At 67.7% G+C, this 26,945-nt stretch carries 26 protein-coding genes; 21 read left to right on the plus strand and 5 right to left on the minus strand.

Annotated features, from left to right (window positions below; translation table 11 throughout):
- Positions 1 to 56: 56 nt before the first annotated feature.
- Positions 57 to 1,211, minus strand: coding sequence for a flagellin (locus H0X91_RS23505; protein ID WP_048985845.1), 1,155 nt, complete (start codon positions 1,209 to 1,211; stop codon positions 57 to 59).
- A 530-nt stretch (positions 1,212 to 1,741) separates the two neighbouring features.
- Between H0X91_RS23505 and rpsU the strand changes: the two genes are divergently transcribed.
- Positions 1,742 to 1,954 carry a 30S ribosomal protein S21 gene (gene rpsU, locus H0X91_RS23510; RefSeq protein ID WP_006401410.1) on the plus strand — a complete coding sequence of 71 codons (213 nt, stop codon included), beginning with the start codon at positions 1,742 to 1,744 and terminating at the stop codon, positions 1,952 to 1,954.
- 166 nt (positions 1,955 to 2,120) lie between these two features.
- Here rpsU and H0X91_RS23515 read toward each other — a convergent pair whose 3' ends face one another.
- On the minus strand, positions 2,121 to 4,244 hold the full coding sequence (locus H0X91_RS23515) for a TonB-dependent siderophore receptor (protein WP_196433394.1): 2,124 nt from the start codon (positions 4,242 to 4,244) through the stop codon (positions 2,121 to 2,123).
- A gap of 229 nt (positions 4,245 to 4,473) precedes the next feature.
- Between H0X91_RS23515 and H0X91_RS23520 the strand changes: the two genes are divergently transcribed.
- The gene (locus H0X91_RS23520) at positions 4,474 to 5,709 is read left to right on the plus strand and encodes a PepSY-associated TM helix domain-containing protein (RefSeq protein WP_048985847.1); all 1,236 of its coding nucleotides are present in this window, start codon (positions 4,474 to 4,476) and stop codon (positions 5,707 to 5,709) included.
- 102 nt (positions 5,710 to 5,811) lie between these two features.
- On the opposite strand, the gene H0X91_RS23525 is transcribed toward H0X91_RS23520, so the two are convergent.
- The gene (locus H0X91_RS23525; RefSeq protein ID WP_034201116.1) at positions 5,812 to 6,414 is read right to left on the minus strand and encodes a DNA-3-methyladenine glycosylase I; all 603 of its coding nucleotides are present in this window, start codon (positions 6,412 to 6,414) and stop codon (positions 5,812 to 5,814) included.
- Positions 6,415 to 6,555: 141 nt separating this feature from the next.
- On the opposite strand from H0X91_RS23525, the gene H0X91_RS23530 reads away from it, so the two are divergent.
- Both H0X91_RS23530 and H0X91_RS23535 read left to right on the plus strand, forming a co-directional pair.
- A complete protein-coding gene (locus H0X91_RS23530; RefSeq protein WP_034201115.1) occupies positions 6,556 to 7,437 on the plus strand; it encodes a BadF/BadG/BcrA/BcrD ATPase family protein in 882 nt (293 codons plus the stop codon).
- Positions 7,438 to 7,598: 161 nt separating this feature from the next.
- Positions 7,599 to 8,423 carry a Cof-type HAD-IIB family hydrolase gene (locus tag H0X91_RS23535; RefSeq protein ID WP_006496246.1) on the plus strand — a complete coding sequence of 275 codons (825 nt, stop codon included), beginning with the start codon at positions 7,599 to 7,601 and terminating at the stop codon, positions 8,421 to 8,423.
- 130 nt (positions 8,424 to 8,553) lie between these two features.
- Here H0X91_RS23535 and aqpZ read toward each other — a convergent pair whose 3' ends face one another.
- Entirely contained in the window at positions 8,554 to 9,297 is a 744-nt protein-coding gene (aqpZ, locus tag H0X91_RS23540) for an aquaporin Z (protein ID WP_006489324.1), read from the minus strand.
- Positions 9,298 to 9,596: 299 nt separating this feature from the next.
- On the opposite strand from aqpZ, the gene H0X91_RS23545 reads away from it, so the two are divergent.
- Positions 9,597 to 9,893, plus strand: a complete 297-nt coding sequence (locus tag H0X91_RS23545; protein WP_006489320.1) for an H-NS histone family protein — start codon at positions 9,597 to 9,599, stop codon at positions 9,891 to 9,893.
- A 103-nt stretch (positions 9,894 to 9,996) separates the two neighbouring features.
- Here H0X91_RS23545 and H0X91_RS23550 read toward each other — a convergent pair whose 3' ends face one another.
- The gene (locus tag H0X91_RS23550; protein ID WP_006489318.1) at positions 9,997 to 11,061 is read right to left on the minus strand and encodes a glycosyltransferase family 4 protein; all 1,065 of its coding nucleotides are present in this window, start codon (positions 11,059 to 11,061) and stop codon (positions 9,997 to 9,999) included.
- A gap of 663 nt (positions 11,062 to 11,724) precedes the next feature.
- On the opposite strand from H0X91_RS23550, the gene flhD reads away from it, so the two are divergent.
- The 16 genes from flhD to H0X91_RS23630 all read left to right on the plus strand — a co-directional run bounded on the left by flhD (position 11,725) and on the right by H0X91_RS23630 (position 26,734).
- Positions 11,725 to 12,045: a flagellar transcriptional regulator FlhD gene (flhD, locus tag H0X91_RS23555; protein WP_011350590.1), complete on the plus strand. Its 321-nt coding sequence runs from the start codon at positions 11,725 to 11,727 to the stop codon at positions 12,043 to 12,045.
- 92 nt (positions 12,046 to 12,137) lie between these two features.
- Positions 12,138 to 12,692 carry a flagellar transcriptional regulator FlhC gene (gene flhC / locus H0X91_RS23560; protein WP_006493184.1) on the plus strand — a complete coding sequence of 185 codons (555 nt, stop codon included), beginning with the start codon at positions 12,138 to 12,140 and terminating at the stop codon, positions 12,690 to 12,692.
- Between the two features lie 180 nt (positions 12,693 to 12,872).
- The gene (gene motA / locus H0X91_RS23565; RefSeq protein WP_006482649.1) at positions 12,873 to 13,733 is read left to right on the plus strand and encodes a flagellar motor stator protein MotA; all 861 of its coding nucleotides are present in this window, start codon (positions 12,873 to 12,875) and stop codon (positions 13,731 to 13,733) included.
- 13 nt (positions 13,734 to 13,746) lie between these two features.
- Positions 13,747 to 14,766, plus strand: coding sequence for a flagellar motor protein MotB (gene motB, locus H0X91_RS23570; RefSeq protein ID WP_006482647.1), 1,020 nt, complete (start codon positions 13,747 to 13,749; stop codon positions 14,764 to 14,766).
- 24 nt (positions 14,767 to 14,790) lie between these two features.
- Positions 14,791 to 15,168: a response regulator gene (locus H0X91_RS23575; protein WP_006482646.1), complete on the plus strand. Its 378-nt coding sequence runs from the start codon at positions 14,791 to 14,793 to the stop codon at positions 15,166 to 15,168.
- 33 nt (positions 15,169 to 15,201) lie between these two features.
- Positions 15,202 to 17,463 carry a chemotaxis protein CheA gene (gene cheA, locus H0X91_RS23580; protein WP_196433395.1) on the plus strand — a complete coding sequence of 754 codons (2,262 nt, stop codon included), beginning with the start codon at positions 15,202 to 15,204 and terminating at the stop codon, positions 17,461 to 17,463.
- 47 nt (positions 17,464 to 17,510) lie between these two features.
- On the plus strand, positions 17,511 to 18,026 hold the full coding sequence (gene cheW, locus H0X91_RS23585) for a chemotaxis protein CheW (RefSeq protein ID WP_006486165.1): 516 nt from the start codon (positions 17,511 to 17,513) through the stop codon (positions 18,024 to 18,026).
- A gap of 37 nt (positions 18,027 to 18,063) precedes the next feature.
- A complete protein-coding gene (locus H0X91_RS23590; RefSeq protein WP_196433396.1) occupies positions 18,064 to 20,019 on the plus strand; it encodes a methyl-accepting chemotaxis protein in 1,956 nt (651 codons plus the stop codon).
- Positions 20,020 to 20,022: 3 nt separating this feature from the next.
- Positions 20,023 to 21,015 carry a CheR family methyltransferase gene (locus H0X91_RS23595; RefSeq protein ID WP_196433397.1) on the plus strand — a complete coding sequence of 331 codons (993 nt, stop codon included), beginning with the start codon at positions 20,023 to 20,025 and terminating at the stop codon, positions 21,013 to 21,015.
- Positions 21,012 to 21,770, plus strand: a complete 759-nt coding sequence (cheD, locus tag H0X91_RS23600) for a chemoreceptor glutamine deamidase CheD (protein WP_006497454.1) — start codon at positions 21,012 to 21,014, stop codon at positions 21,768 to 21,770. Before H0X91_RS23595 ends, cheD begins: the two co-directional genes overlap by 4 nt.
- Positions 21,767 to 22,858, plus strand: a complete 1,092-nt coding sequence (locus H0X91_RS23605) for a protein-glutamate methylesterase/protein-glutamine glutaminase (RefSeq protein WP_012492268.1) — start codon at positions 21,767 to 21,769, stop codon at positions 22,856 to 22,858. Before cheD ends, H0X91_RS23605 begins: the two co-directional genes overlap by 4 nt.
- Positions 22,859 to 22,925: 67 nt before the next feature.
- On the plus strand, positions 22,926 to 23,321 hold the full coding sequence (cheY, locus tag H0X91_RS23610; RefSeq protein WP_006485893.1) for a chemotaxis response regulator CheY: 396 nt from the start codon (positions 22,926 to 22,928) through the stop codon (positions 23,319 to 23,321).
- A gap of 2 nt (positions 23,322 to 23,323) precedes the next feature.
- On the plus strand, positions 23,324 to 24,055 hold the full coding sequence (gene cheZ, locus H0X91_RS23615; RefSeq protein WP_077056049.1) for a protein phosphatase CheZ: 732 nt from the start codon (positions 23,324 to 23,326) through the stop codon (positions 24,053 to 24,055).
- Positions 24,056 to 24,313: 258 nt separating this feature from the next.
- The gene (locus H0X91_RS23620) at positions 24,314 to 24,817 is read left to right on the plus strand and encodes a DUF2844 domain-containing protein (protein ID WP_012492269.1); all 504 of its coding nucleotides are present in this window, start codon (positions 24,314 to 24,316) and stop codon (positions 24,815 to 24,817) included.
- Positions 24,818 to 24,833: 16 nt separating this feature from the next.
- On the plus strand, positions 24,834 to 26,072 hold the full coding sequence (locus tag H0X91_RS23625; RefSeq protein WP_006497451.1) for a DUF3443 family protein: 1,239 nt from the start codon (positions 24,834 to 24,836) through the stop codon (positions 26,070 to 26,072).
- Between the two features lie 164 nt (positions 26,073 to 26,236).
- Entirely contained in the window at positions 26,237 to 26,734 is a 498-nt protein-coding gene (locus tag H0X91_RS23630; RefSeq protein ID WP_196433398.1) for a VOC family protein, read from the plus strand.
- The last annotated feature ends 211 nt before the right edge of the window (positions 26,735 to 26,945 follow it).

Here is a 26,945-nt window from a genome sequence, read left to right on the forward strand (position 1 = left end):
AGTGACTGCGGCCGGGCCGCGCGTTACGCGGGGCCCGGCCGTCGGTTGCTACGCGATTACTGCAGGAGCTTCAGGACCTGCTGCGGCAGCGAGTTCGCCTGTGCGAGCACAGAGATGCCTGCTTGCTGCAGCACCTGGTTCTTCGACATGTTCGCGGTTTCCTGCGCGAAGTTCGCGTCGGTGATCTGCGACTGTGCCGACGACAGGTCGGTCGATTCCGCCTGCTGCGACGTGGCGATTGCCGTGAAGCGGTTTTGCGCCGCGCCGAGTGCCGCCTGCACGTTGTTCACCGTCTGCAGCGCGTTGTCGATCGACACCATCGCGACGTTCGCACCGCTGACCGTGCTGATGTCGAGGTTCGACACGGTAGCCGGCTTGTTGACGGCGTTGATCTGGGCGATTGCGTTGGTGATTGCCGTCTGTTGTGCCGCGGACGTGCCTGCGCCGGTTGCGCCAGTCTGCAGCGTCAGATTGCCGACTGCCGTGCCGGTGCCGGTGGTTGCGTTTGCGCCGAACACCGACTGTGCAACGGTTTGCGAGATCGCGCCGCCGTTCTGGTCGGTGAACGTGTAGCCACCTTTACCGTCGGACAGCACGTTGATCGCGGTAATCGCTGCGCCCGACGACGTGTACGCGCCGGCGTTGTCGAGGCTCAGACCTGTCACCGTACCAACCGTCTGGCCCTTCTGCACCAGGCCGCCGCCGATCTTCGCAGCCGACATGCTTTGGCTCAGGTCCAGCGAAATCGTCTGGCCGACGTTCGCGCCGACCTGGAACGACACGATGCCTGCCGAGCCGTCGAGAATGTTCGTGCCGTTGTACGTCGTTTGCGACGCGATACGGTTCACTTCCTGGATCTGCTGCGAAACTTCCTGCTGCAGTGCGGCCTGGTCGGTCGTGGACATCGTGCCCGTCGACGCCTGGACGGCCAACTGGCGGATACGCTGCAGGCTGTTCGTCAGCGACGACAGTGCGCTCGATGCCGTCTGGATCATCGACACGCCGTCGTTGGCGTTCGACACGCCCTGGTTCAGACCGTTGATCTGGGTCTGCATCCGGGTCGAGATCGCGAGGCCTGCTGCGTCGTCCGCTGCGCTGTTGATGCGCTTGCCCGACGACAGGCGCGTGATGGCCTGGGACAGGGCGTTTTGCGAGCCGTTGAGGTTCTGCTGTGCAACCAGCGAGTTGATGTTGCTGTTAATTCCGAGCATGGAAAAATCTCCTGTATAAGCCGAAAGCCCTGGAAAGCCGTTTTGGCGTCGGCGGAAGCACTCGTTCATTGCTGGCCGCCTCAGAGCAGGATTTCGGCGCACCAAAACAAAACTTGAGGGGCACGTGGAGATTCGGCCCGATTTTTTGTCCTTCTTTGTCATTTCGGACCGGCCCGGCACGGCGCCGGATTAAACGGGGGCAGAAACCGGCCCGATGAGGCTCCGGCGCCCAGTCGTGACGCTGTGCACACACGACCGACAAAAGGGTGGTTTTGTCTGTGATTCCCTGCTATGATGGCGGGCTGAATTGAGATTTTCTGTCACGCCTTTGCCGGTTTCGGCATGTCTGCTGGCAGTCAAACGCGGCGCTGCACGCGGTTGTGAAGCGTACTCGCGGTGCTTTCCGCCTCTCTTTTCCGGCCTCCGAGGCCGTATTTCCGCTCGTTTCGCCTGTTGTGGGGACGCTCGGATGGCCGGTGCGTGGCGCTTGGCCGCTACGTTTTTGACCGTTTAAGCAATTTAGGAACGACATGACGACGATTCTTCTGAAAGAAAACGAGCCGTTCGAAGTGGCGATTCGCCGCTTTCGTCGCGCTATCGAAAAAAATGGCCTGATCGCTGAACTGCGTGAGCGCCAGTCTTACGAAAAGCCGACCGCAGTCCGCAAGCGCAAGAAGGCAGCAGCCGTCAAGCGCCTGCACAAGCGCCTGCGCAGCCAGATGCTGCCGAAGAAGCTCCACTAAGCGCGTCTGACGGTTCGCCGCGAAACGGCGGAGTGTGCCTCGAAAGAGGCCGCTCCGCCGTTTTGCTTTGGCGGGCCGGGAAAATCCCGAGGCCATTGCGGCGCGGGTGTTCCCGCCAGCTGGCGAGACCCGGCGGCCAGCGGGTTGCGGCCGCCGGCCGCGGCGTTCAGAAATCGATCTTCGCGCTCAGGCTCACCGTGCGCGGGTCGCCCGGCTTCACGTAGTCCGCGTACTGGTATTCCCAGTAACGGCGATTCAACACGTTGTCGATCGATGCGCGCAGCGTCACGTCGTGCCGTCCGACCCGCGTCAGGTAACGCGCGCCCGCATTGACGACGAGAAAGCCCGGTGCGTCGAGGCCGCCGGCCGCGCGCAGCGGCGTCGCGCCGGTGAATTTCGCGTCGACGCCGAGCGTCAGCCCCGGCACGCCCGGCACCGCATAGCCGAGGCCGCCGGCGAGCACGAAGCGCGGCGCGCCGGCCACGCGGTTGCCGTTGTTGCCGATCCCGTTCGCGTGCCACGCGTCGAGCAGCATCGCGTCGACGCCCGCGTTCCAGTGCGCGCCGAATTTCGCGCGCGCGCCGACCTCGATCCCCTGAATGATCGATTCGCCGTCCTGCACGTAGACGTTCGCGGTATTCGCGTATTCGGCGCTGCGCTCGATGCGGAACAGCGCGGCCGTCGCGCTCCAGCGCGCGCGCTCGCTCTTGATCCCCAGCTCGTACTGCTTGCTGCGCAGCGGCTTGAGCACCTGGCCCGCGTTCGCGTAGACATCGTTCACGCGGCTGCCGGGCTCGAGCGACTCGGCGTAGCTCGCGTACGCGGTGGTCGTCGGCGCGAGCTTGAACATCACCGCGAAGGTCGGCGTCACCACGCCGTTCTGGCGATAGCCGGGGTCCTCGGCGCCGCTCGCCTGGAACGCGCGCTGCGCGTAGTTCATGTAGCGCACGCCGGCTAGCACCGACCAGCGCTCGGTCAACTGCACGGTGTCGCTCGCGAACAGCGATTTCTGCACGATCTCGCTCGTGCGGTACTGGATGAAGCCGTGCGGACTCTCGTAGCGGTATGGATTCGGCGCATAGAGGTTGCCGGCGCCGAGCGGCACGAACACGCTGTTAGCCGAATAGTCGTTCGCCTGCTTCTGCCACGACGCGCCGAACACGATCTGGTGGCTGAACGGGCCCGTGCGCACCTTCCCCTCGACCATCGCGCGCCACTGGCTGAAGCGGTGATCCTCCATGCCGACGTAGCGGCTGTCGGTGTAGTTGCCGGCCGCGTCCTGCAGGTAGAGCGTGCTTTCGTTACGCCGGCGCGTCGCCTTGCTGTAGCTGTACGCGACGTCGAGCTGCCAGTCGGGCGCGAGCTGGTATTGCAGCCCGGCCGTATAGAGCTGCAGGTTCGTGTTCAGGTACTGGTCCTTGCCGCCCAGGTTCGTCGATCCGCCGCTGATCGTCGCGGGCAGCGCGCCGCCCGGATAGCTGCCGGTGAAGATCGACGGCGTCTGGCCGGTCGTGCGGCGGTCCTGGTACAGCGCGCCGAACGACACGGACAGGTCGCGCGTCAGGTTCGCCTGCAGCGCGAGCGACACGCTGTCGCGGCGGATGTTGCCGTCGTTGTACGTCTTGCCTTCCTCGTGGGTCGCATTCAGCCGCGCGCCGAACATGTGGTCGGGCCCGAAGCGCTGGCCGAGATCGACATGCTCGGTCCACACGTTGGTGCTCCGGTAGCCGATGTCGACGCTGCGCACCGGTTCGGCGCCCGGCTGCTTCGTCACGTAGTTGACGACGCCGCCCGGCGTCACGAAGCCGTACAGGAAGCCGCCGAGCCCCTTCAGCAGTTCGACGCGATCGAGCTGCTCGTACGGCATCGTGATGCCGTACGTGACGAACGGCAGTCCGTCGATCTTGTAGCCGTTCTGCCAGTCGAGCTGCATGCCGCGCACCGTCATGTAGCTGGCCCAGGCGCTGTATGCGCCGCTGTTATCCGACACCGACGCGTCGTTCGCGAAGACGTCGCCGAGCTTGTACGGCTGGCGGGCCTCGAGCTCTTCCGACGTGACGATGGTCGTCGAGAACGGCGTGTCGAGCTGGCGGCGGGTGCCGAGCGCACCCGTCGAGATCGTGTCGGTCAAGTGTTGCGGCGAATCATGCGCGGCCGTGATGTTGAGGGCGGGCAGTACCGCGACGTCGCCGGGCGAATCGTCCGCATGCGCGAGCGACGCGGCAAGGCAGGCGAGGGCGGCGGCCACGCGGCGTGGACGGACAGGCGGGCGGGCGAGGCAGACGGTCATGGCGAGCGGGTAAAAATGCGAGTAAGAATCATTCGCATTGCGTTAAAATGTCGCGCATCGTATCAAAACCCGCCAACCGCGCAACAATTCCATGCCGCGTACAAGGGCATCCGGCCTCGCCGGGCCCGACCGGATGACCGTTGCGCGGTGCTCGCCATCAAATGAACTGCATCCCGTCGAATCGGGGCCGCCGCTCGTGCCGGCCCGCCTTCCTTTCGCTGCGCACGCGATGAATGCGTTCCTGCGACCGTTTCTCGTGCGCCTGCACCGCTGGTTCGGGCTCGCCATCGCGCTGTTCCTGTTCGTCGCGGGGCTCACCGGCGCATTGATTGCGTGGGACCATGAGCTCGACGCGGCGCTGAACCCGGATTTCTACACCGCGCGCAGCGGCGCGGCGCCGCTGGCGCCGCTCGAACTCGCGGCGCGCATCGAGGCCGCCGATCCGCGCGTGCAGGTGACCTATCTGCCGCTCGCGATCGAACCGGGACACACGCTGCAGGCGGGCGTGATGCCGCGTACCGATCCGGCGACCGGCCAGCCGTACGCACTCGGTTTCAGCCAGATCGCCGTCGATCCCGCGACCGGCGCGGTGCAGGGCCGCCGCGAATGGGGCGCGCTGTCGCTCGCGCGGCTCGACCTGATGCCGTTCATCTACCGGCTGCATTACTCGCTGTTCCTGCCCGTGTACGGCGGGATCAACTTCGGGTTCTGGGTGATGGGCGTCGTCGGCATCGTGTGGGCGATCGACAGCCTGATCGCGCTGGTGCTGGCGTTTCCGAACCTGAAAAGCTGGCGCAAGTCGTTCGCGTTCCGCGTGCGGCGCGGCGGCTACCCGCTCGTGTTCGACCTGCACCGCTCGGGCGGCGTGTGGGTGTGGGGGCTGTTGCTCGTCGTTGCGATCACATCGATCTCGATGAACCTCGCCGTTCCGGTCGTGCGCCCGCTGGTCTCGCTGGTGTCGCCGCTTGCCGAAACGCCGTATACGAATCCGGAGCATTTCCCGCCGGCCCTGCCGGGCAGCCAGATCCTGCCGCGCGAGCGGATCGTCGAGATCGCGCGCTCGGCCGGCCGCGACGCAGGGATCGCCGCGCCGCCGGGCGCGCTGCTGTTCGCGCCGGGGATGAACGCGTATGCGGTCGGGTTCTTCACGCCGGGCAACGACCATGGCGACGTCGGGCTCGGCAATGCGTGGCTGTACTGGAATGCGGTGACCGGCAAGCCCGTCGCGGCTCAGGTGCCGGGCCGCGGTTCGGCCGGCGACCTGTTCATGCAGGCGCAGTTTCCGCTGCACTCGGGGCGAATCGCCGGTGTCGCCGGACGTGTCGCCGTGAGCGTGCTCGGCATCGTGATCGCGATGCTGAGCGTGACGGGCGTGTGCATCTGGGTGAAGAAGCGCGGCGCACGCGGGCGGGCTGCGCGGAGCGCGCGACCGGCCGTGCCGGCGTCGTCGCGCGCCGCGCGATAAGGACCGCGGGGCAAGCAGCAAGCAGCAAGCAGCAAGCAGCAAGCAGCAGGCGGCAAGCGGACGGCGCGACCGCCGCCGGGCCGCGGCGCGGCACCCGCGCCGTCAGCCTGCCTTGCGCCGGCGGGCCGGCTGCTTGCCGCCGAGCGCCGCGCATCGCGCGTGGCACGGGCAGCCGGCTTCGTGATCGTTGACCATGCCGGTTGCCTGCATCAGCGCATAGCAGATCGTCGAGCCGACGAACTTGCAGCCGTACGCCTTCAGCGCCTTGCTGAGCGCGTCGGACTGCTCGGTCGAGGCGGGCGCGTCGCGGTACGACTGCCACGCGTTCTGGACCGGCGTGTCGCCGACGAACGACCACAGGAACGCGGCGAGCGACCCGTGCTCTTCGCGGATGCGCTGCACGGCGCGCGCGTTGGTCACCGCCGATTCGACCTTCGCACGGTTGCGCACGATGCCCGGGTTCTCCAGCAATTTCTCGATGCGCGTGGGCGTGAAGCGTGCGACGGCATCGACGTCGAAATCGGCGAACGCTTCGCGATAGCCCGCGCGCTTGTTCAGGATCGTCGACCACGACAGCCCGGCCTGCGCGCCTTCCAGAATCAGCATTTCGAACAGGTGGCGATCGTCGTGCGACGGCACGCCCCACTCGGTATCGTGATAGTGAGCGTCCGCTTCCGTCTTCACCCAGTTGCACCGCTGCGACATCGTCTGCCTCGTTTTCAGTGTCGATTCGATCGCGCCAGCATAGCGGAAGCCCTTTTGGCGGGATAGCCGGCCGAACGGCAGATGGGCGCGCGGCGCCGATCCGGTTAAGCTTGGCGCCTGTTCGAATCAGCGGGATGAAGCATGGCGGCATTACTTTTTGCGATCGGCATCGACGGCGGCGGCACGGGCACGCGCGCGGTACTGGCCGACCGGGACGGGCGCGAGCTGGCGCAGGGGCGCGGCGGCCCGTCGGGGCTCGGTCTCGGCATCGAGCGGGCATGGGCGTCGATCGGCGCGGCGTGCGCGGACGCGTTCACGCAGGCCGGTCTCGCGTTCGACTGGTCGCAGTGCGCGCTCGGCTGCGGGCTGGCCGGCGTCAACAACGCGGCGTGGCTCGCCGCATTCCGCGCGCAGGCGCCGCTCGGCGCGCTCGCGATCGAAAGCGACGCGTATACGACCGTCGTCGGCGCGCACGGCGGCGCGCCGGGGCTCATCGTCGCGCTCGGCACCGGCAGCATCGCGGCGGCGCTCGACGCGGCCGGCGCGTGCCGGATCGCGGGCGGCTTCGGCTTTCCGTCCGGCGACGAGGCGAGCGGCGCGTGGCTCGGCGTGCGCGCGCTCGCGTATGCGCAACAGGCGCTCGACGGCCGCGTGCCGCGCGACGCGTTCGCCACGGCGCTGCTCGCGGAAACCGGCGCGCGCGATCGCGATGCGCTCGTCCAGTGGTCGTGCGACGCGAACCAGACGATCTACGCGCGTCTCGCGCCGATCGTGTTCGCGCACCGCACGCATCCGGTCGCGCGCGCGCTGATCGCGCAGGCTGGCGACGAGATCGGCAAGATGATCGACGCGCTCGATCCGCAGCACGCGCTGCCGGTCGCGCTGTGCGGCGGGCTGGCGGATGCGCTGGCGCCGGCCGTGCCGGCGCGGCATGCCGCGCGGCTGCGCGCGCCGCTCGACGATTCGGCGCATGGTGCGCTGCGGCTCGCGCTCCAGGCGTTGCGGGCGGCGGAGGGAGCCTAAGCCGAGCGGGGCGCGCGCGGCGAATGCCGCATCGCAGCAGCGCCGCAGGCGGCGCCCGGCCGGTAGCCGCGAGGCAACCACCCGGCAACCGCCCGGCGCGCTGCCGGGCCCGACGTTAAAATGACGCTTCCTCCGTGCCCCGAGCGCCACTCTCCCGTCCCATGTACAAAGTCATCGCCACCGATCTCGACGGTACGCTGCTGAACAGCGACCACCAGCTCGACCCGTACACGATCGACACCGTTCGCCGGCTCGACCGCGACGGCGTGCAGTTCGTGATCGCCACGGGGCGCCACTATGCGGACGTCGCCGGCATTCGCGACGTGCTCGGCATCCGGCCGTACCTGATCACGTCGAACGGCGCACGCGTGCATGCGCCGGACGACACGAAGATCCACGGGCAGGACATCGACGCAGCGATCGTGCGCAGCCTCGTGCAGCCGGAAGTCGTCGGCGCGCACGGCCGCGTGATCGTCAACCTGTTTACCAACGACGGCTGGCTGATCGACCGCGAAGCGCCGCACCTGCTCGAATTCCACCAGGATTCGGGCTTCCGGTACGAGGTGATCGACATGGCCGCGCACGACGGCGCCGATATCGCGAAGGTGCTGTATATCGGCGAGCCGGCCGATCTGGCGGTCGTCGCCGAGCAGATGCGCGTGCAGTTCGGCGATACGCTGTACGTCACGTACTCGCTGCCCGACTGCCTCGAAGTGATGACCGCGAACGTGTCGAAGGGCCGCGCGCTGCGCACGGTGCTCGCGCGGCTCGGCGTCGACACCGGTCATTGCATCGCGTTCGGCGACAACATGAACGACATCGACCTGCTCGAAACCGCCGGCCATGCATTCATGATGAACAACGCGAACCCCGACCTGGTCGCGCGGCTGCCGCACATCCCGCGGATCGGCAACAACTTCGACGCGGGCGTCGCCCGCCACCTGCGCACGCTGTTCTCGCTCGAAGACGACGTCGTCGCGTCCTGAGCGCCCGCCCGGGCGCGTATTCCGCGCGGAAATGAAAAACGGGCGCCAGGGGCGCCCGTCGAAATTGCCTGCCTCGATGTTCTTCGACAGCGTGAGGCTCGCTGCTCTGCTCGCTTGACCCCGTAGTGTTTTATTCGCTTGTGCGAGCGGATGCCGGCAGCAGGTCGACGGCGTCGTCACGCCCGGCGACCAGCGGGTAGATGATCCCCGCGAGTACCGCGCCGATCAGCGGCGCGACCCAGAACAGCCAGAGCTGGCCGATCGCGTCGCCGCCCACGAACAGCGCCGGGCCGGTCGAGCGCGCCGGGTTCACCGACGTGTTGGTGACCGGAATCGAGATCAGGTGGATCAGCGTCAGGCACAGCCCGATCGCGATCGGCGCGAAGCCGGCGGGCACCCCGCGCTTGTCGGTCGCACCGAGGATCACGAACAGGAAGAAGCCCGTCATCACGACTTCGCAGATGAACGACGCGGCGAGCGAGTAGTGGCCGGGCGAGCGATCGCCGAAGCCGTTCGTCGCAAAGCCGCTGCCGACAACGTCGAAACCCGGCTTGCCGGTTGCGATCAGGTACAGCACGAATGCGCCGAGCGTGGCGCCGACGACCTGCGCGACGATGTACGGCGCGAGATCGCGTGCCGGGAAGCGGCCGGCAACCGTCAGGCCGACGCTCACCGCCGGATTCAGGTGGCAACCCGAGATGTGGCCGATTGCGAATGCCATCGTCAGCACGGTCAGGCCGAAGGCGAGTGCGACGCCGGCAAAGCCGATGCCGAGGCCCGGAAAGGCGGCGGCCAGCACGGCGCTTCCGCACCCGCCGAGCACCAGCCAGAACGTGCCGAATACCTCTGCAGCGAGACGCTGAGAAAGATTCATGTAAGGACCTCGTCCAAGTGGGTTGAAGACCCCGGCCGACGCAACGGATTTATTTCGTCGTCCGGAATTGGTCTGGATTATAGGAAATGAATCGGGTCCGGGAGGGTAAACGATTGTTAAATTTGAATGGCTGACGAATGCCTTTTATTAGAATAAGTCCGCATTCTCGATATAGACGATTCGGTTAAAGATGGCAGCATTAATTTCGAAGGGCAGGGCGGCAGTGCAGACGACGTAACGGATGTTGGTGTCCCGGCCGGATTCGCCGGGGCCGCATCATCGAAAAGGGGAGTCGAAAAATGTCTCAATACGCGAAACTCAAGGCGCAGATCGCCGATCTGCAGGCCCAGGCGGACGACGTGCGCCGCCAGGAAGTGGCAGCGGTGATCGCCGATGTCCAGCGAATGATTGCCGAATATGGCCTGACGGCCCAGGACCTGGGCTTCGCGGAACGGGCACGGCGCGGGCGTCCGCCGAAGAAGGCACCGTTGCCGCCTAAATACCGCGATCCGAAGTCGGGTGCAACCTGGAGCGGGCGTGGCAAGCCGCCGAATTGGATCGTCGGCAAAAACCGCGATCGTTTCCTGATCGAGTGACCGAAAGCCCAATAGAAAGAGCCGCATCGACGATGCGGCTCTTTTGTTTTGCGCGCCGATTTCGGCGCGGATTTTACGGTCTATTTCGACGCGGATTTCCGTGTCAGGCGCCCGCGACCCGGCGCAATGCCGGTTGCTTGGTTGCCGCGCAAAGCGATTCGTAAGTTTCGACGTAACGCCGCGCCATTGCCTTCGAGCTGAAACGCGTGTCGAAACGTTCGCGGATCGCGGGGCGCGACAGGCTGTCGATCCGGTGCAGCGCGCCGACCGCGCCCTGCACGTCTTCGACGATGAAGCCGGTCACGCCGTCCTCGATCACTTCCGGCACCGAGCCGCGGTTGAACGCGACGACCGGCGTGCCGCAGGCCATCGCCTCGATCATCACCAGGCCGAACGGCTCCGGCCAGTCGATCGGGAACAGCAGCGCCTTCGCGCCGGACAGGAACGCGGGTTTTTGCGCTTCGTTGATCTCGCCGATGAATTCGACATGCGCCTGGTCGAGCAGCGGCTCGATCACTTCCTTGAAGTAGTCGGCGTCGGCCTTGTCGACCTTCGCGGCGATCTTCAGCGGCAGCCCGCTTTGCGCGGCGATCCGGATCGCGGTGTCGACACGCTTTTCGGGACAGATCCGGCCGAGGAACGCGAGGTATTCGGGCTTCACGTCCGGCTGCGGCGTGAGCAGCGTGTCGGGCAGGCCGTGGTACACGGTGCCGGCCCACGCGGCCTGCGGCAGCGGCTTGCGCTGGTTGTTCGAGATCGACACGACCGGCGAATCGGGGAACGCGTCGAACACGGGCTGCAGTTCCGGCAGGTCGAGGCGGCCGTGCAGCGTTGTCACGTACGGCGTGTCGAGGCGCGACATCAGCGGGAACGGCAGGTAGTCGAGGTGGAAGTGCAGCACGTCGAATTCGTGCGCGACCCGCGCGACCTGCTCGAGGAGCCGCATATGGGGCGCCATCGAATCGCGGACCGACGGGTCGAGCCGCAGTGCGCGCGGCCAGGCCGCCTCGAGACGGGCCGACGTGACGGAGTCGCCGCTGGCGAACAGCGTCACGTCATGGCCGAGTTCGACGAGCGCCTCGGTGAGGTAGGACACGACTCGCTCGGTGCCGCCGTAGAGTTTCGGCGGGACGGCTTCGTAAAGCGGCGCGATCTGGGCAATTCGCATGGGTGTTCTCCTGTGTCGATCCATGGGCGCGACGGCGCCGATGCGGATCCCGTACAAGGTTGCGGAACTTGCCGACACACGCGGTTGGCGGTACGTGGCCGGGCCCTGGGCGGATGCGCGGAGCGCCGGACGGCAAGCTGCGGGGCGGGCCGGCACGGCTCGCGCCGCCGCCCATTGGAGTCCATTATCGATATCGCCCTGAGGGGTTCGAGTGTTTTTTCAAACACTTAAGGCTTGTTACACGATGAAATACGCAAAAACCCCGAGAAAAAGGGCGCGGAATCGTGAATCGAGATGGCCACAACTATTGTTGCGCTATCGTGAAAAAGCACTGTAATTTTTACCGATCCGATTGCCGGCAGCCTTGCCGGCAAGCCTTCCACGCCTGGTGCGACGGCCGTCGGGCGTCTCGCAACCGAATCCGCGTTGCAACCCGTTTTTTCGAATCCCCTTTCAATCCGCCTTGTCGGAAAAATTCCTACACGGTTTACAGACAAATCCTGCACGGCATACGCCACTTCGCTGATACCGGCATAAATGCCGTTTGGCCAAAATTCGCCCTGTAAGACTATAAACGAGCCGGCTGAGCGTCCAGTGCGCACTGACCGAGCAAACGTTTTCATAACATGAATGGCCAAAGCAAAGCTCTTTAACGGGGGAATCATGAGCGCTACCAGCGAAATGCTCAGTGAGATCAAAGAGGTCAACCTGTCGTACCTCCTCCTCGCGCAACGACTGCTGCGGGAAGACAAGGCGATGGGTATGTTCCGCATGGGCATTTCCCAGGAACTCGCCGACGTGCTCGCCAACCTCACGCTCGCTCAGACCGTGAAGCTGGCCGCGTCCAACCAGATGCTGTGCCGCTTCCGCTTCGATGATCACGCGCTGCTGTCGTCGCTCGCCGACAAGGGCCGCAGCGACGTCGTTGCGCACGCCCACTCGGCCATCCTGATGGCCGGGCAGCAGGTCGAAGGCGTCCGCTGATCCATCCCGCCTTGCGTCTGTCCCGGCGTGTCGCGCCGGCCGGCGGCGTATTGGCCATTCATTCGAATAACGTCAAGCGGACGGTTATCACCATGGCAAGCAAAAGCGTCGTGATCGAGGTGAAGGAAATCACCCTCGCCATCGAACTGATCGAACTGGGCGCCCGGCTGCAGCTGCTGGAGGCGGAGACGAGCCTGTCGCGGGACCGTCTGATCAAGCTGTACAAGGAACTGAAGGGCGTGTCGCCGCCGAAGGGGATGCTGCCGTTCTCGACCGACTGGTTCATGACGTGGCAGCCGAACATCCACTCGTCGCTGTTCTACAACATCTACCGGTTCATGCAGGACCACGGCCGCTGCGAGCCGATCCAGTCGATCGTGAAGGCGTACCGGCTCTATCTGGAGCACGTGAACCTGTCCGGCGACGAGGCTGCGCTGAGCCTCACGCGGGCATGGACGCTGGTGCGCTTCTTCGATTCGGGGATGCTGCAGATGACCCCGTGCACGCGCTGCGGCGGCCATTTCGTCGCGCATGCGCATGATCCGCATCAAGGTTTCGTGTGCGGCCTGTGCCAGCCGCCGTCGCGCGCCGGCAAGACCCGCAAGGCCGCCGCCGCGCGCGCCGAACTGGCTGCCGCCGTGGCCTGAGCGCCCGCCGGGCAGGGCCGGACGGGGCGCGAGCGGCGCCCCCGGGGCCGCACGAATCGTCTGCGCATTGCTGGTAAACACCGTCGGGCCGCCGCCGGGCGGCCGCGAAAGTTTTCCTGCCGACTGCCGTAAACCTGTTTAACGGCGGTCTCCCCGCCGGTCTTTCGTGAGGGACAGGCAGTGCTGATTATCGTGGGAACACTCGTGACGCTGTTGTCCGTCTTCGGCGGTTATGCGCTGGCAGGCGGGCATCTGGGCGCCTTGATCCAGCCCGTCGAGATCCTGATGATCGCGGGCGCCGGCGTCGGCGCGTTCATCCTCGGCAACGGTGGCAAGACCATCAAGGCCACGCTGCGCGTGCTGCCGACGCTCTTCAAGGGCTCGAAATACACGAAGGATGTCTATATGGAGCTGATGGCGCTTCTTTACGTGCTGCTCGCGAAGGCACGCAAGGAAGGCACGCTGACGCTCGAGGCCGACATCGACGATCCGCAAAAGAGCCCGATCTTCACGCAATACCCGAAGATCCTCGCCGATCACCACATCGTCGAATTCCTGACCGACTACCTGCGCCTGATGGTGGGCGGCAACATGAACGCGTTCGAGATCGAAAGCCTGATGGACGAGGAGATCGAGACGCACCACGCGGAAGGCGAAGGCCCGGCGCACGCGCTGATGCGCGTCGGCGACGCGATGCCGGCGTTCGGGATCGTCGCGGCCGTGATGGGCGTCGTGCACACGATGGCCTCGGCCGACAAGCCGCCCGCGGTGCTCGGCGCGATGATCGCGCAGGCGCTGGTCGGCACGTTCCTCGGCATCCTGCTGTCGTACGGGCTGATCGGGCCGCTCGCGAGCCTCGCGGAGCAACGCGTCGCCGAGTCGACCAAGATGTTCCAGTGCATCAAGGTGACGATCCTCGCGACGCTGAACGGCTATGCGCCGGCGATCGCGGTCGAGTTCGGCCGCAAGGTGCTGTTCTCGACCGAGCGCCCGTCGTTCTCCGAGCTCGAAGAGCACGTGCGCCGCGTGAAGGCGAAGTGACGCGGAGCGACCGATGAGCAAGAGCAAGGATCGCGCGATCGTCGTCAAGCGGGTGGCCCCGGCGAAGAAGGGCCACCACGGCGGCGCATGGAAGCTCGCGTACGCGGACTTCATGACCGCGATGATGGCGTTCTTCCTGCTGATGTGGCTGCTGAGTTCGGTCACGCCGGTGCAACTGAAGGGGATCGCCGAATACTTCAACATGCCGCTGAAGGCCGCGATTCTCGGCAGCGGCGATCGCAGCTCGCAGGACTCGAGCATCATCAACGGCGGCGGCCGCGACCTGTCGAGCGTCGACGCCGGCACGCTGCGCCGCACCGACGGCACGACCTCGCTCGCCGAGCGCCTCGCGAAGGCGGGCGACGAAAATTCCCGGTCGCAGGCCCAGGGCGCGCAGGACCGGCTCGAGCAGACGCGCCTGCACGATCTGCAGATCAAGCTGATGGCCGCGATCGAGGCCAATCCGACGCTGCGCCAGTTCAAGCAGCAGATCCGCATCGATTCGACGCTGATGGGGCTGCGCATCGAGATCGTCGATACGCAGAAGCGGCCGATGTTCGCGATGTCGAGCGATCGCGTCGAGCCGTACATGCGCGACATCCTGCGCGAGATCGGCAAGACGCTGAACGACGTGCCGAACCGGATCATCGTCCAGGGCCACACCGACGCCGTGCCGTACGCGGGCGGCGAGGGCGGCTACAGCAACTGGGAGCTGTCGGCCGATCGCGCGAACGCGTCGCGCCGCGAGCTGATCTCCGGCGGCATGGACGAGGCGAAAGTGCTGCGCGTGCTGGGCCTCGCGTCGACGCAGAACCTGAACAAGGCCGATCCGCTCGATCCGGAAAACCGCCGGATCAGCGTGATCGTGCTGAATCGCAAATCCGAAGAAGCGCTGATGCGCGACGACGCGACGACGACGACGTTGTCCGCCGACGCGGCCGGTTCGAAGCTGCTCGCGCAGCAGCTCGGCGGCCCGACGCCGGCGGTGCGTCCGGTCGTGGCGAGCGCCGTCGCCGTGGCGCCGAAACCCTGACGTTTCCAAGATTCCGAGACAGACATGATCCGAACCATTCTCGCCATCGACGACTCCGCGACCATGCGTGCGCTGCTGCAGGCCACGCTTGCGCAGGCCGGCTACGACGTGACGGTGGCGCCGGACGGCGAAGCCGGCTTCGACATGGCCGCGACGGCGCCGTACGACCTGGTGCTGACCGACCAGAACATGCCGCGCAAGAACGGGCTCGAGGTGATCGCGGCGCTGCGCAAGCTGACCGCGTACGCGGACACGCCGATCCTCGTCCTGACGACCGAGGGCAGCGATGCCTTCAAGGACGCCGCACGCGACGCCGGCGCGACCGGCTGGATCGAAAAGCCGATCGATCCGGGCGTGCTGGTCGAGCTGGTCGCGACGCTGTCCGAACCGGCTGCCTCCTGACATGAACGCGACGAATTCAACCGGTGACCGGGCATGACTCTCGACATCACTCAGTTCTACCAGACCTTTTTCGACGAAGCCGACGAGCTGCTCGCGCAGATGGAGCAGCTGCTGCTGAACCTCGACGTCGATGCGCCCGATCCCGAGGATCTGGCGGCGATCTTCCGCGCCGCGCACTCGATCAAGGGCGGCGCGGCGACGTTCGGCTTTTCCGCGCTGACCGATACGACGCACATCCTCGAATCGCTGCTCGACCGCGCGCGCAACCATGAGCTGACGCTGACCAAGGACATGGTCGACGCGTTCCTGGAAACCAAGGACGTGCTGTCCGACCAGCTCGTCGACTACCGTGCGAGCGCCGAACCGGACGCGGCCGCCGCCGCGGCGATCTGCGCGAAGCTCGAACGGCTGAAGGCCGAAAGCGGCGCGGGTGCGCCTGCCGCCGCCGAGGCCGCGCCGGTTGCGCCGGTCGCCGCCGCGGCCGTCGCGCCGGCTGCCGAACCCGCCGCTGCCGGCGACCGTGCGCCCGATCACGTGGTCGAACAGGCCGTCGCGGCCGCGCATCCGGCGGCCGACGCCGGCGCCGGCGGCCCGCACCTGAAGATCACGCTGGTCGGTGTCGATGCGAAGGACCAGGCGCTGCTCACCGAAGAACTCGGCAACCTCGGCCGGATCGTCGGTCGCGAGGAAGCGGGCGCGGACCTGTCGCTGTGGGTCGAATCGGACGTCCCGTCGGACGACATCGTCGCCGTGTGCTGCTTCGTGATCGACGAAAGCCAGATCCGCGTCGCGCACGGCACGGCGCCGGCCGCGCAGGCGGCACCGGCCGCCGCGCAGGACGCGGCCGCCGCTGTGGCCGCCGAACCGGCCGCCGCCCCGCTGCCCGCGCGCGTCGAGGTGTTCGCGCCGCAGGCCGCCGCCGCGCAGCCGGCTGCTTCGGCGCCGGCCGAGCCGGCGGCCGCAGCTGCCGCGCAGCTGCGGCCGCCGTCGCAACAGCACGCGCAACCGCAGCCCGCCGAGCACGCGGCGCCGGCCGCCGCGCATCACGACGACAAGCGCGCGCGCCCGGCCGCCGCGGCTGCGGCGGGCGCCGAAGGCAGCTCGATCCGCGTCGGCGTCGAGAAGGTCGACCAGCTGATCAACCTCGTCGGCGAACTGGTGATCACGCAGGCGATGCTGGCCGAGACGGCGAGCGCGTTCGATCCGGCGCTGCACGACCGCCTGTTCAACGGGATGGCGCAGCTCGAGCGCAACGCGCGCGACCTGCAGGAAGCGGTGATGTCGATCCGCATGATGCCGATGGACTACGTGTTCAGCCGCTTCCCGCGGCTCGTGCGCGATCTCGCCGGCAAGCTCGGCAAGCAGGTCGAACTGGTCACGTTCGGCCAGGCGACCGAGCTCGACAAGAGCCTGATCGAACGGATCATCGATCCGCTCACGCACCTGGTGCGCAACAGCCTCGACCACGGCATCGAAACCGTCGACAAGCGCGTCGCCGCCGGCAAGGACGCGGTCGGCCAGCTCGTGCTGTCGGCCGCGCATCACGGCGGCAACATCGTGATCGAGGTGAGCGACGACGGCGCGGGCCTGAACCGCGAGCGGATCCTCGCGAAGGCCGCGAAGCAGGGCATGCAGATCGCCGAGAACATCAGCGACGACGAAGTCTGGCAACTGATCTTCGCGCCGGGCTTCTCGACCGCCGAGACGGTGACCGACGTGTCGGGCCGCGGCGTCGGCATGGACGTCGTGAAGCGCAACATCCAGTCGATGGGCGGCCACGTCGAGATCACGTCGCTGGCCGGCCGCGGCACGACCACGCGGATCGTGCTGCCGCTCACGCTGGCGATCCTCGACGGGATGTCGGTGAAGGTGGGCAGCGAGATCTTCATCCTGCCGCTGAACTTCGTGATGGAGTCGCTGCAGCCGTCGAACGACGACATCTACACGGTCGGCAACGGCGAGCGCGTGGTGCGCGTGCGCGGCGAATACCTGCCGCTGGTCGCGCTGCACGAGGTGTTCTCGGTCGAGGACGCGCGCACCGACCCGACGCAGGGGATCGTCACGATCATGGAAACCGAGGGGCGCCGCTTCGCGATGCTGATCGACGAGCTGGTCGGCCAGCAGCAGGTGGTCGTGAAGAACCTCGAAACCAACTACCGCAAGGTCCATGGCATCTCGGCGGCGACCATCCTGGGCGACGGCAGCGTCGCGCTGATCGTCGACGTCGCGGCGCTGAACCGCGAAACCCGTGCGACGCACGGCGCCCGTGCCGGCGCCGAGCTCGCCGTCTTCTGACTCTCGCCATCAACCGATTGGGGGCAAACGTGTCTGCTGAAGTCCAAATGATCAATCCGGCCGCGGCGAACGCGGCAACCAGCCGCCGCGACGCGGAACAGGGCGACGCGACGGGCCAGGAATTCCTCGTGTTCACGCTCGGCGACGAGGAATACGGGATCGACATCCTGAAAGTGCAGGAAATCCGCGGCTACGACAGCGTCACGCGCATCGCGAACGCGCCGGAGTTCATCAAGGGCGTGATCAACCTGCGCGGGATCATCGTGCCGATCGTCGACATGCGGATCAAGTTCCACCTCGGCCGGGTCGAGTACGACCACCAGACCGTCGTGATCATCCTGAACGTGTCGAACCGCGTGGTCGGGATGGTGGTCGACGGCGTGTCGGACGTGCTGACGCTGCAGACCGACCAGATCATGCCGGCGCCGGAATTCGGCGCGACGCTGACGACCGAGTACCTGACGGGCCTCGGCACGGTCGACGGCCGGATGCTGATCCTGATGGACATCGAGAAGCTGATGTCGAGCCGTGAAATGGCGCTGATCGAGACGCTCGGCGGGTAAGCGCGCCGCGCGCGCAGCAATTTCGGGAGAATCTGCAATGTTGCATAACTGGTCGATCCGCACGACGCTCACGGCGGTCGGACTCATCCTCGTGTGCCTGGCCGCCGCGGTCGGCGGGCTCGGCCTCTACGCGCTGAATCACGCGAGCCGTTCGCTCGACGAGATCGCGCACGTCGACCTGCCGGCGATCCACACGCTGGACGACACGGCCGCGTACCTGCTGCGCTCGCGCGTCGCGCTCGATCGCTTTCGTACGCTGACCGAAGCCGGCAATGCGGCCGACGCGGCGAAGGTGCTCGATCGCGCGCAGGAGCTGTATGCGAAGTCGAACCAGAACTGGCAGACGTTCCAGTCGACGCCGAAGCTCGGCGTCGAGCAGGCGCTCGTCGACGAGCTCACCGCGCGTTACACGACGATCATGAAGGAAGGCGTCGAACCGGAATTTGCCGCGGCACGCGCGGGCGACATGGCCGCGTACCACGCGATCGCCGACGCGAAGATCAGCCCGATGTTCGTCGCGTTCGACCAGACGGCGGCAGCCGTGATCGCCGCGCTGCAAAAGCGCGCGGAAGAACGCCAGGCCGCGACGCAGTCGCAGATCTCGATGATGATCGCGCTGATCGCGGCCGGCATCGCGATCGCGTTCGTCGTCGTGATCGCGATCCGCTTCGCGCTGCGCGGGCTGATCGTCAAGCCGCTGGAAGATGCGATCGCGCACTTCGAGCGCATCGCCGGCGGCGACCTCACGCAGCCGGTGAACGTGTTCAGCACCAACGAGATCGGCCGCCTGTTCGGCGGCATCAAGCGGATGCAGGACGCCGTCACGACGATGGTGCAGGCCGTGCATCGCGGCACCGAATCGATCGACGTCGGCGCGCGCGAGATCGCGACCGGCAACATCGACCTGTCGCAGCGCACCGAGGAACAGGCCGCGTCGCTGCAGGAAACCGCGTCGAGCATGGAGCAGCTGACCGGCACCGTGCGGCAGAACGCGGAAAACGCGCGGCAGGCGAGCCAGCTCGCGGTGAACGCGTCGGACATCGCGACGCAGGGCGGCGACGTGGTCGGCCAGGTCGTATCGACGATGCAGGACATCGCGGCCAGCTCGGGCAAGGTCGTCGACATCATCGGCACGATCGAGGGCATCGCGTTCCAGACCAACATCCTCGCGCTGAACGCGGCCGTCGAAGCGGCGCGGGCCGGCGAGCAGGGCCGCGGCTTCGCGGTGGTCGCGGGCGAGGTGCGCTCGCTCGCGCAGCGCAGCGCGAGCGCCGCGAAGGAAATCAAGCAGCTGATCGGCGATTCGGCCGAGAAGGTCGACAGCGGGTCGGCGCTCGTCGCGCGCGCCGGCGCGACGATGGAAGAAATCGTGCAGGCCGTGCGCCGCGTGACCGACATCATGGGCGAGATCAGCGCCGCGTCCGACGAGCAGTCGACCGGCATCGAGCAGGTCAACCGCGCGGTCGGCCAGATGGATGCGGTCACGCAGCAGAACGCGGCGCTCGTCGAGCAGGCGGCTGCTGCGGCCGCGTCGCTCGAGGAGCAGACGCGCCAGATGAAGGCGATCGTGTCGGGCTGGCGCGTCGCGGGCGGCATCGTGCTCGCGCCGGCGCGCAGCGTCGCGCGGCCGGTGGCCCATGAACCGGCGGCGCTGCCGTCGGACGCGCGCCACGACGCGCCGGTCGCCGCGCTGCCGGCGCCGCAGGCCGCGGCCCAGCCGGCGGCACGGCGTGCCGCGCCGGCGTCGCGCGCGGCCGCCGCGGGCGCCGACCACGAACCGAAGCGGGCGGCCGACGCCACTGCGCGTACGCAGAAGGACGCACCGGCTTCCCGCGGCGCCGCCGCAGGCGGCTACGGCCCGCGTCTGGCGAAGACGGCCGCAGCGACGGACAAGCCGGCCGCGAAACCCGCGCTCGTGCGCCCGGCGCTGAACGGCGAGAAGCCGGCGCTGGCGGCCGCCGGCACGTCCGACGACGACTGGGAGACCTTCTAAGCCATGCAGCACGCGCGCGCGCCGTTTCGACCCGATGCACCGGATGCCATGCCTCGCGCGGGCGAACCGGGGCGCGACTTCGCGTTCACCGGCGCGGATTTCGCACGCATCCGCGCGCTGATCCACCAACGCGCGGGCATCTCGCTGTCCGAGCACAAGCGCGACATGGCCTACAGCCGTCTCGCGCGACGGCTGCGGGCGCGCGGCCTCGACACGTTCCGCGACTACCTCGACCTGCTCGAGCAGGAAGACGATCCGCTCGAGTGGGAAGCATTCACCAACGCGCTGACGACCAACCTGACCGCGTTTTTCCGCGAGTCGCACCATTTCCCGATCCTGTCGGAATTCGTGAAGGGGCGGCCGGCGCCGGTGTCGGTCTGGTGCTCGGCGGCGTCCACCGGCGAGGAGCCGTACTCGATCGCGATCACGCTGATCGAGGCGCTCGGCGAAACGGCGGCGCGCAGCGCGTCGATCCTCGCGACCGATCTCGACACGCAGGTGCTCGCGAAGGCCGAAGCCGGCATCTATACGTACGACCAGGTCAAGCACCTGTCGCCGGAGCGGCTCAAGCGCTTCTTCCTGAAGGGCACGGGCGCGCAGGCCGGCCGCGTGAAGGTGCGCCCCGAGCTGCGCGCGATGATCCGTTTCGAGCAACTGAACCTGACCGATGCCGACTACGGGATCGGCAAGCCGTTCGACGCGATCTTCTGCCGCAACGTGATGATCTATTTCGACAAGCCGACGCAGGGGCAGGTGCTGTCGCGCTTCGAGCCGCTCGTGAAGCCGGGCGGCCTGCTGTTCGCCGGCCATTCGGAGAATTTCACGTACGTGACGCAGGCGTTCCGGCTGCGCGGGCAGACGGTGTACGAACTGACGCGCGACGCCGCTCAGGGCGCACGGTCGCGCGGCGCACAGGCGAGCACGGCGGCCGCGATGTCGTCGCCCGTGCGCGCGCGGGCCGCGGGCGGCGCGCCCGCCTATGGAGAGCGCGGATGAGCGCACTGCCGATCGCGACCAATCGCTACTTCGACAACCACTTCGAGCGCCCCGGCGTGAAGCTGTTGCCGAACGAGTTCTACACGACGTCCGAGGACATGGTGCTGATGACCGTGCTCGGCTCGTGCGTCGCCGCGTGCCTGCACGACCCGTATGCGGGCATCGGCGGGATGAACCACTTCATGCTGCCGGACGACGGCGCCGATCCGGGCGCCGCCGCGTCGGAATCGATGCGCTACGGCGCATATGCGATGGAAGTGCTGATCAACGAGCTGATCAAGGCCGGCGGGCGCCGCGAGCGCTTCGAGGCGAAGGTGTTCGGCGGCGCGGCCGTGCTGGCCGGGATGACGACGATCAACATCGGCGATCGCAACGCGGATTTCGTGCGCCGCTATCTCGCGCTCGAGCGCATCCGCATCACCGCGGAAGACCTGCAGGGCGTGCATCCGCGCAAGGTCGCGTTCATGCCGCACAGCGGACGCGCGATGGTGAAGAAGCTGCGGCTGCAGGTGCCGGGCGTCACCGAGCGCGAAGCCGCGCTCGCGCGCGAGGCCGATCGCCTCCGCACCGCACGCACGCGTGCGCACGTCGAGCTGTTCGCCGCGAAGCGGCCTGCCGCGCCGCAACCGGCGCGCCCGCGCATCGAGCTGTTCGGCGCGCGTGGCGCCGCGCCGGCCGGCAGCGGCGGTGCGCGGACGGCTGGCCCGCAAGGGAGCCCGTACGCGGCGAACCTATCAAGAAAGCAGGAGGCATGACCGCAGTGCAGAAGATCAAAGTATTGTGCGTCGACGATTCGGCGCTGATCCGCAGCCTGATGACCGAGATCATCAACAGCCAGCCCGACATGACGGTGGTCGCGACCGCGCCCGATCCGCTCGTCGCGCGCGAGCTCATCAAGCAGCACAACCCCGACGTGCTCACGCTCGACGTCGAAATGCCGCGCATGGACGGGCTCGACTTCCTCGAGAAGCTGATGCGCCTGCGGCCGATGCCGGTCGTGATGGTGTCGTCGCTGACCGAGCGCGGCTCGGAAATCACGCTGCGCGCGCTCGAACTCGGCGCGGTGGATTTCGTCACGAAGCCGCGCGTCGGGATTCGCGACGGGATGCTCGACTACGCGGAAAAGCTCGCCGACAAGATCCGCGCGGCGTCGCGCGCGCGCGTGCGCCAGGCGCCGCAGCCGCAGGCCGCCGCGCGCACGGCGGACAGCGCCGCGGCCGCGCCGATGATCAACAACCCGCTCGTCAGTACCGAGAAGCTGATCATCATCGGCGCGTCGACGGGCGGCACCGAGGCGATCCGCGAAGTGCTGACGCCGCTGCCGCCGGATGCGCCGGCCGTGCTGATCGCGCAGCACATGCCGCCGGGCTTCACGAAATCGTTCGCGCAGCGACTGAACGGCCTGTGCCGGATCGCGGTGAAGGAAGCCGAGCATGGCGAACGCGTGCTGCCGGGCCATGCGTACATCGCGCCGGGCCACGCACACCTGTTGCTCGCGCGAAGCGGCGCGAACTATATTGCGCAACTGTCGGACGAGCCGCCGGTGAACCGGCACCGCCCGTCGGTCGACGTGCTGTTCCGCTCGGCGGCGACGCATGCGGGCAAGAACGCGATCGGCGTGATCCTCACCGGGATGGGCCGCGACGGCGCGGCCGGCCTGCTGGAAATGAAGCGCGCGGGCGCCCACACGTTCGCGCAGGACGAAGCGAGCTGCATCGTGTTCGGGATGCCGCGCGAGGCGATCGCGCTCGGCGGCGCGGACGAGATCGCGCCGCTCGCCGACATGAGCCGCCGCGTGATGGCGCGCCTGGCGACGATGGGCGACCGCGTGCAGCGCGTGTGAATGGAATGTCACGGGGCGCGTGCCACGATACGCGTCCCGACGGAAACGAATCTGGAAAGGAACGACGATGGACAAGAGCATGAAAATCCTGGTGGTGGACGATTTCCCGACGATGCGCCGGATCGTCCGCAACCTGCTCAAGGAACTGGGCTATTCGAACGTCGACGAGGCCGAGGACGGCCTGGCCGGACTCGCGCGGCTGCGCGGCGGCGGCTATGACTTCGTGATCTCGGACTGGAACATGCCGAACCTCGACGGCCTCGCGATGCTGAAGGAAATCCGCGCGGACGCGACGCTCACGCACCTGCCGGTGCTGATGGTCACGGCCGAGTCGAAGAAGGAGAACATCATCGCGGCCGCGCAGGCCGGCGCGAGCGGCTACGTCGTGAAACCGTTCACGGCCGCGACGCTCGACGAGAAGCTGAACAAGATCATCGACAAGATGGCCAAGGCCGGGAGCTGAACGTGAACGAGCCGATCCATGCGGCGCTCGCCGGCGCGGCGATCAACGCCGACGGCCATGCCGAAGGCGCCGATTACGCGAGCGACCGGATCCTCGCGCGCATCGGCCACGTCACGCGCACGCTGCGCGATTCGATGCGCGAGCTCGGGCTCGACAAGCACGTCGAGCGCGCGGCGGAAGCCGTGCCGGATGCGCGCGACCGGCTGCGCTACGTCGCGACGATGACCGAGCAGGCCGCGGTGCGCGTGCTGAATGCGATCGAGATCGCGAAGCCGATGCAGGAGCGCATCCAGAACGAGGCCGAGGCGCTCGACGTGCGCTGGGCGCAGTGGTACGCGGCGCCGATCGAGCACGCGGAAGTGCGCGAGCTGATGGACGATACGCGCACGTTCCTGCGCACGCTGCCCGAGTCGACGTCGGCGACTCGCGCGCAGCTGCTCGAGATCATGCTCGCGCAGGATTTCCAGGATCTGACCGGCCAGGTGATCAAGAAGATCATGGACATGGTCTACCTGATCGAGCAGCAGCTCCTCACGGTGCTCGTCGAGAACATCGCGCCGGAGCGGCGCGAGCAGTTCGCGGCCACCGCCGCCGCGTTCGCGGCCGAGCAGATGAGCGCGACCGGCAGCCCCGAATCGCTGCTGAACGGCCCCCAGATCGCGCCGGAAGGCAAATCCGACGTCGTCCAGGACCAGGGGCAGGTCGACGACCTGCTCGCCAGCCTCGGCTTCTGACCCGGTCGCCACGCATCGGCGCGCCCCCTTCCGCGGGGGCGGCCGATGCGCGCATTCCCTGTTCCCGCCGCGTTTTCCCGTGTCCGCCGCCGATGCGCCGCGCGGCGTGATCCTGCGTCGAATTGACACGTGGCCACACTCAGCAGGCATACTACGCGTCAGCAGCAACGTAGCGTCATTCGTAAGATTCATAAGTTGGCAGGCGGCGGGGGCCGACGGCGGCGCCGTCGGCAACGAAGCCAGTCCCTTGGGGGGAACGTGAAGCTGAAACGCTTGGGCTGGACCGTCGCGCACGCGACGGCTGCAATGAGTGTGCTGTGGGCCGTCCACGCACATGCGGAACTGGGCGGCGCACCGATGTCGCCGCCGGCGGACGATCAGGCCGCCACCGTGCGGGCGCTGCAGCGCGCGATGCGCTCGGCGGACGGCGTGCAGACGAGCACGGCCGCCTATACCGTCCGCGAGATCACGCTCGGATCGGGCACCGTCATCCACGAATACACGTCGGCCGCCGGCAGCGTGTTCGGCCTCGCATGGCGCGGGCCGACGATGCCGGATCTCGCGTCGCTGCTCGGCAGCTATTTCCCGCAGTACACCGCCGGAGTCCAGGCGGCGCACCAGGCGCGCGGCTGGCGCGCGCCGGTGGCCGTCGAGACGAGCGGCCTCGTGATCCGGACGGGCGGCCACATGGGCGCCTTCTCCGGCCAGGCATGGCTGCCGTCGGCGCTGCCTGCCGGCGTGGCCGGCACCGATATCCAGTGACAGCGGGAGAGCGACCTTGAGCATTCCTCGTACATTCAAGCGCTGGCTCGGCGTGCTGGGCCTCCTGGCCGCGACGGCCGTACTCGTGACGGCATGCGGCGGCGGCGATGGCGGCGGCGGCAGTGCGGGCAACGGCGGCAATACGGGCGGCAACGGCTCGGGCGGGTCCGACGGCAACAGCGGCAACACGGCCGTCATCACGGTCGGCGCCGGCGCCGCGAACGTGATCAACATCCCGACCATCAGCTTGAAGGTCTGCGTGCCGGGCACGTCGAACTGCCAGATCGTCAACAACGTGCTTGTCGATACCGCGTCCTACGGGCTGCGGCTCGTCGGCAGCGCGGTGGCGGGCGTGCACGACAGCCTGCCGCAGGTGACGAGCGGCGGCGCGCCGGTCGCCGAATGCGGCAAGTTCGTGTCGAGCTACACGTGGGGCTCGGTGCGCACCGTCGACCTGTCGATCGGCACCGAGCAGGCAAGCTCGCTGCCCGTGCAGATCATCGGCGACCTCGGCACGACCAACGTGCCGAGCTCGTGCACGAACGGCGGCGCGTCGGCCAACTCGACCGGCGCGCTCGGCGCGAACGGGATCCTCGGCATCGGGCCGGCGCCGTACGACTGCGGCACGACCTGCGCGACGTCGACGTCGACGAGCAACAACTACTACGCGTGCCCGAACGGCGACAACGCAAGCTGCACGGTCGCGCTCGTGCCGCTCGCGCAGCAGGTGGCCAACCCCGTGCATCGGTTCGCGAACAGCGACGGCGTGAGCGTGCAGATGCCCGACATCTCGTCCAGCGGGCAGGGGAGCGCAACCGGCACGCTGACGTTCGGCCTGCCGAACCTGAGCGGCAAGACGGTGATGACGTCGACCACGACCGGCGACGTCAGCGCGACGTTCCAGGGGCGCAACGTGACCGCGTTCTTCGATACGGGCTCGAACGCGTATTTCTTCAACGATTCGGCGCAGACGGTCTGTTCGAGGAACACGGAGTTCTACTGCCCCGCGACTACGACCTCGTACTCGGCCACGCTGAGGGGCCAGAACGGCGCGTCGGGTACCGTGTCGATGCCGGTCGCGAACGCGGATTCGCTGTTCTCGAACCCGTCGACGTTCGCGTTCAACGACATCGCGGGCCCGTTCGGCTCGTCCAGCTGGCTCGACATCGGCATGCCGCACTTCTACGGCAAGACGATCTACTTCGGGATGGACAAGACCGCGAGCGGCGGCGCGCAGCCGTTCGTCGCGTTCTGACGCGGCACGGCCGGACGCAGGAACGAAGGGGGCGAGCGATCGCCCCCTTTTTTTATCCGGCGTGCGGTGCGCGCGCTACGAGCCGGCGCGCCGCCAGGCGCCGGCGCAGCGGCTACGATGTAAGACCGGCACCGGTGCCGGCACGACATCGAGGAGACAGCGCCATGACCCAGCGTATCCAGCGCATCACGCCGTTCCTGTGGTTCGACCGCGACGCCGAGGCGGCGGCCGCTTTTTACGTATCGGTGTTCGACAACGCGCGCATCGTGCACGTCGCGCGCTACGGCAAGGCTGGCGCGCACGCGTCCGGCAACGCCGAGGGCGCGGTGATGACCGTGGCGTTCGAGCTCGACGGGCAGGCGTTCGTCGCGCTGAACGGCGGCCCCGTGTTCCAGATGACGCCGGCCGTGTCGTTCGTCGTCAACTGCCGCGACCAGGACGAGATCGACCGTTACTGGGCGCGCCTGTCCGAAGGCGGCGACGAGCGCGCGCAGCAATGCGGCTGGCTGCGCGACCGCTTCGGCGTGTCGTGGCAGGTCGTGCCGGTGCAGATGGCCGAGCTGATGACGGGCGACCCGGCCCGCGCCGAGCGCGTGATGGCGCAGGTGATGACGATGAAGAAGCTCGATCTGAACGCGCTGCAGCGGGCGGCGGCTGGCTAGGGCCTGTTCACGCCAATAACGGGCTTGCGCTGGCCCCGGAAAGGGCCGGGCGCAAGGATTGCGACGAAGCGAAGACTCGACGTATTCGCGACGAGCATGACGTGGCGATCGGCCCGTCCGGGGGCCGTTGCGTCGGGGCCCGCTTTCCCCGCCTTTTCCCATTTTCCCGCCCGTCGTTTCACCGTCCCCCCGCACTCAGCCGGTGCCGTCC

The organism is Burkholderia sp. 9777_1386 (assembly GCF_015712265.1).
GTDB lineage: Bacteria > Pseudomonadota > Gammaproteobacteria > Burkholderiales > Burkholderiaceae > Burkholderia > Burkholderia cenocepacia.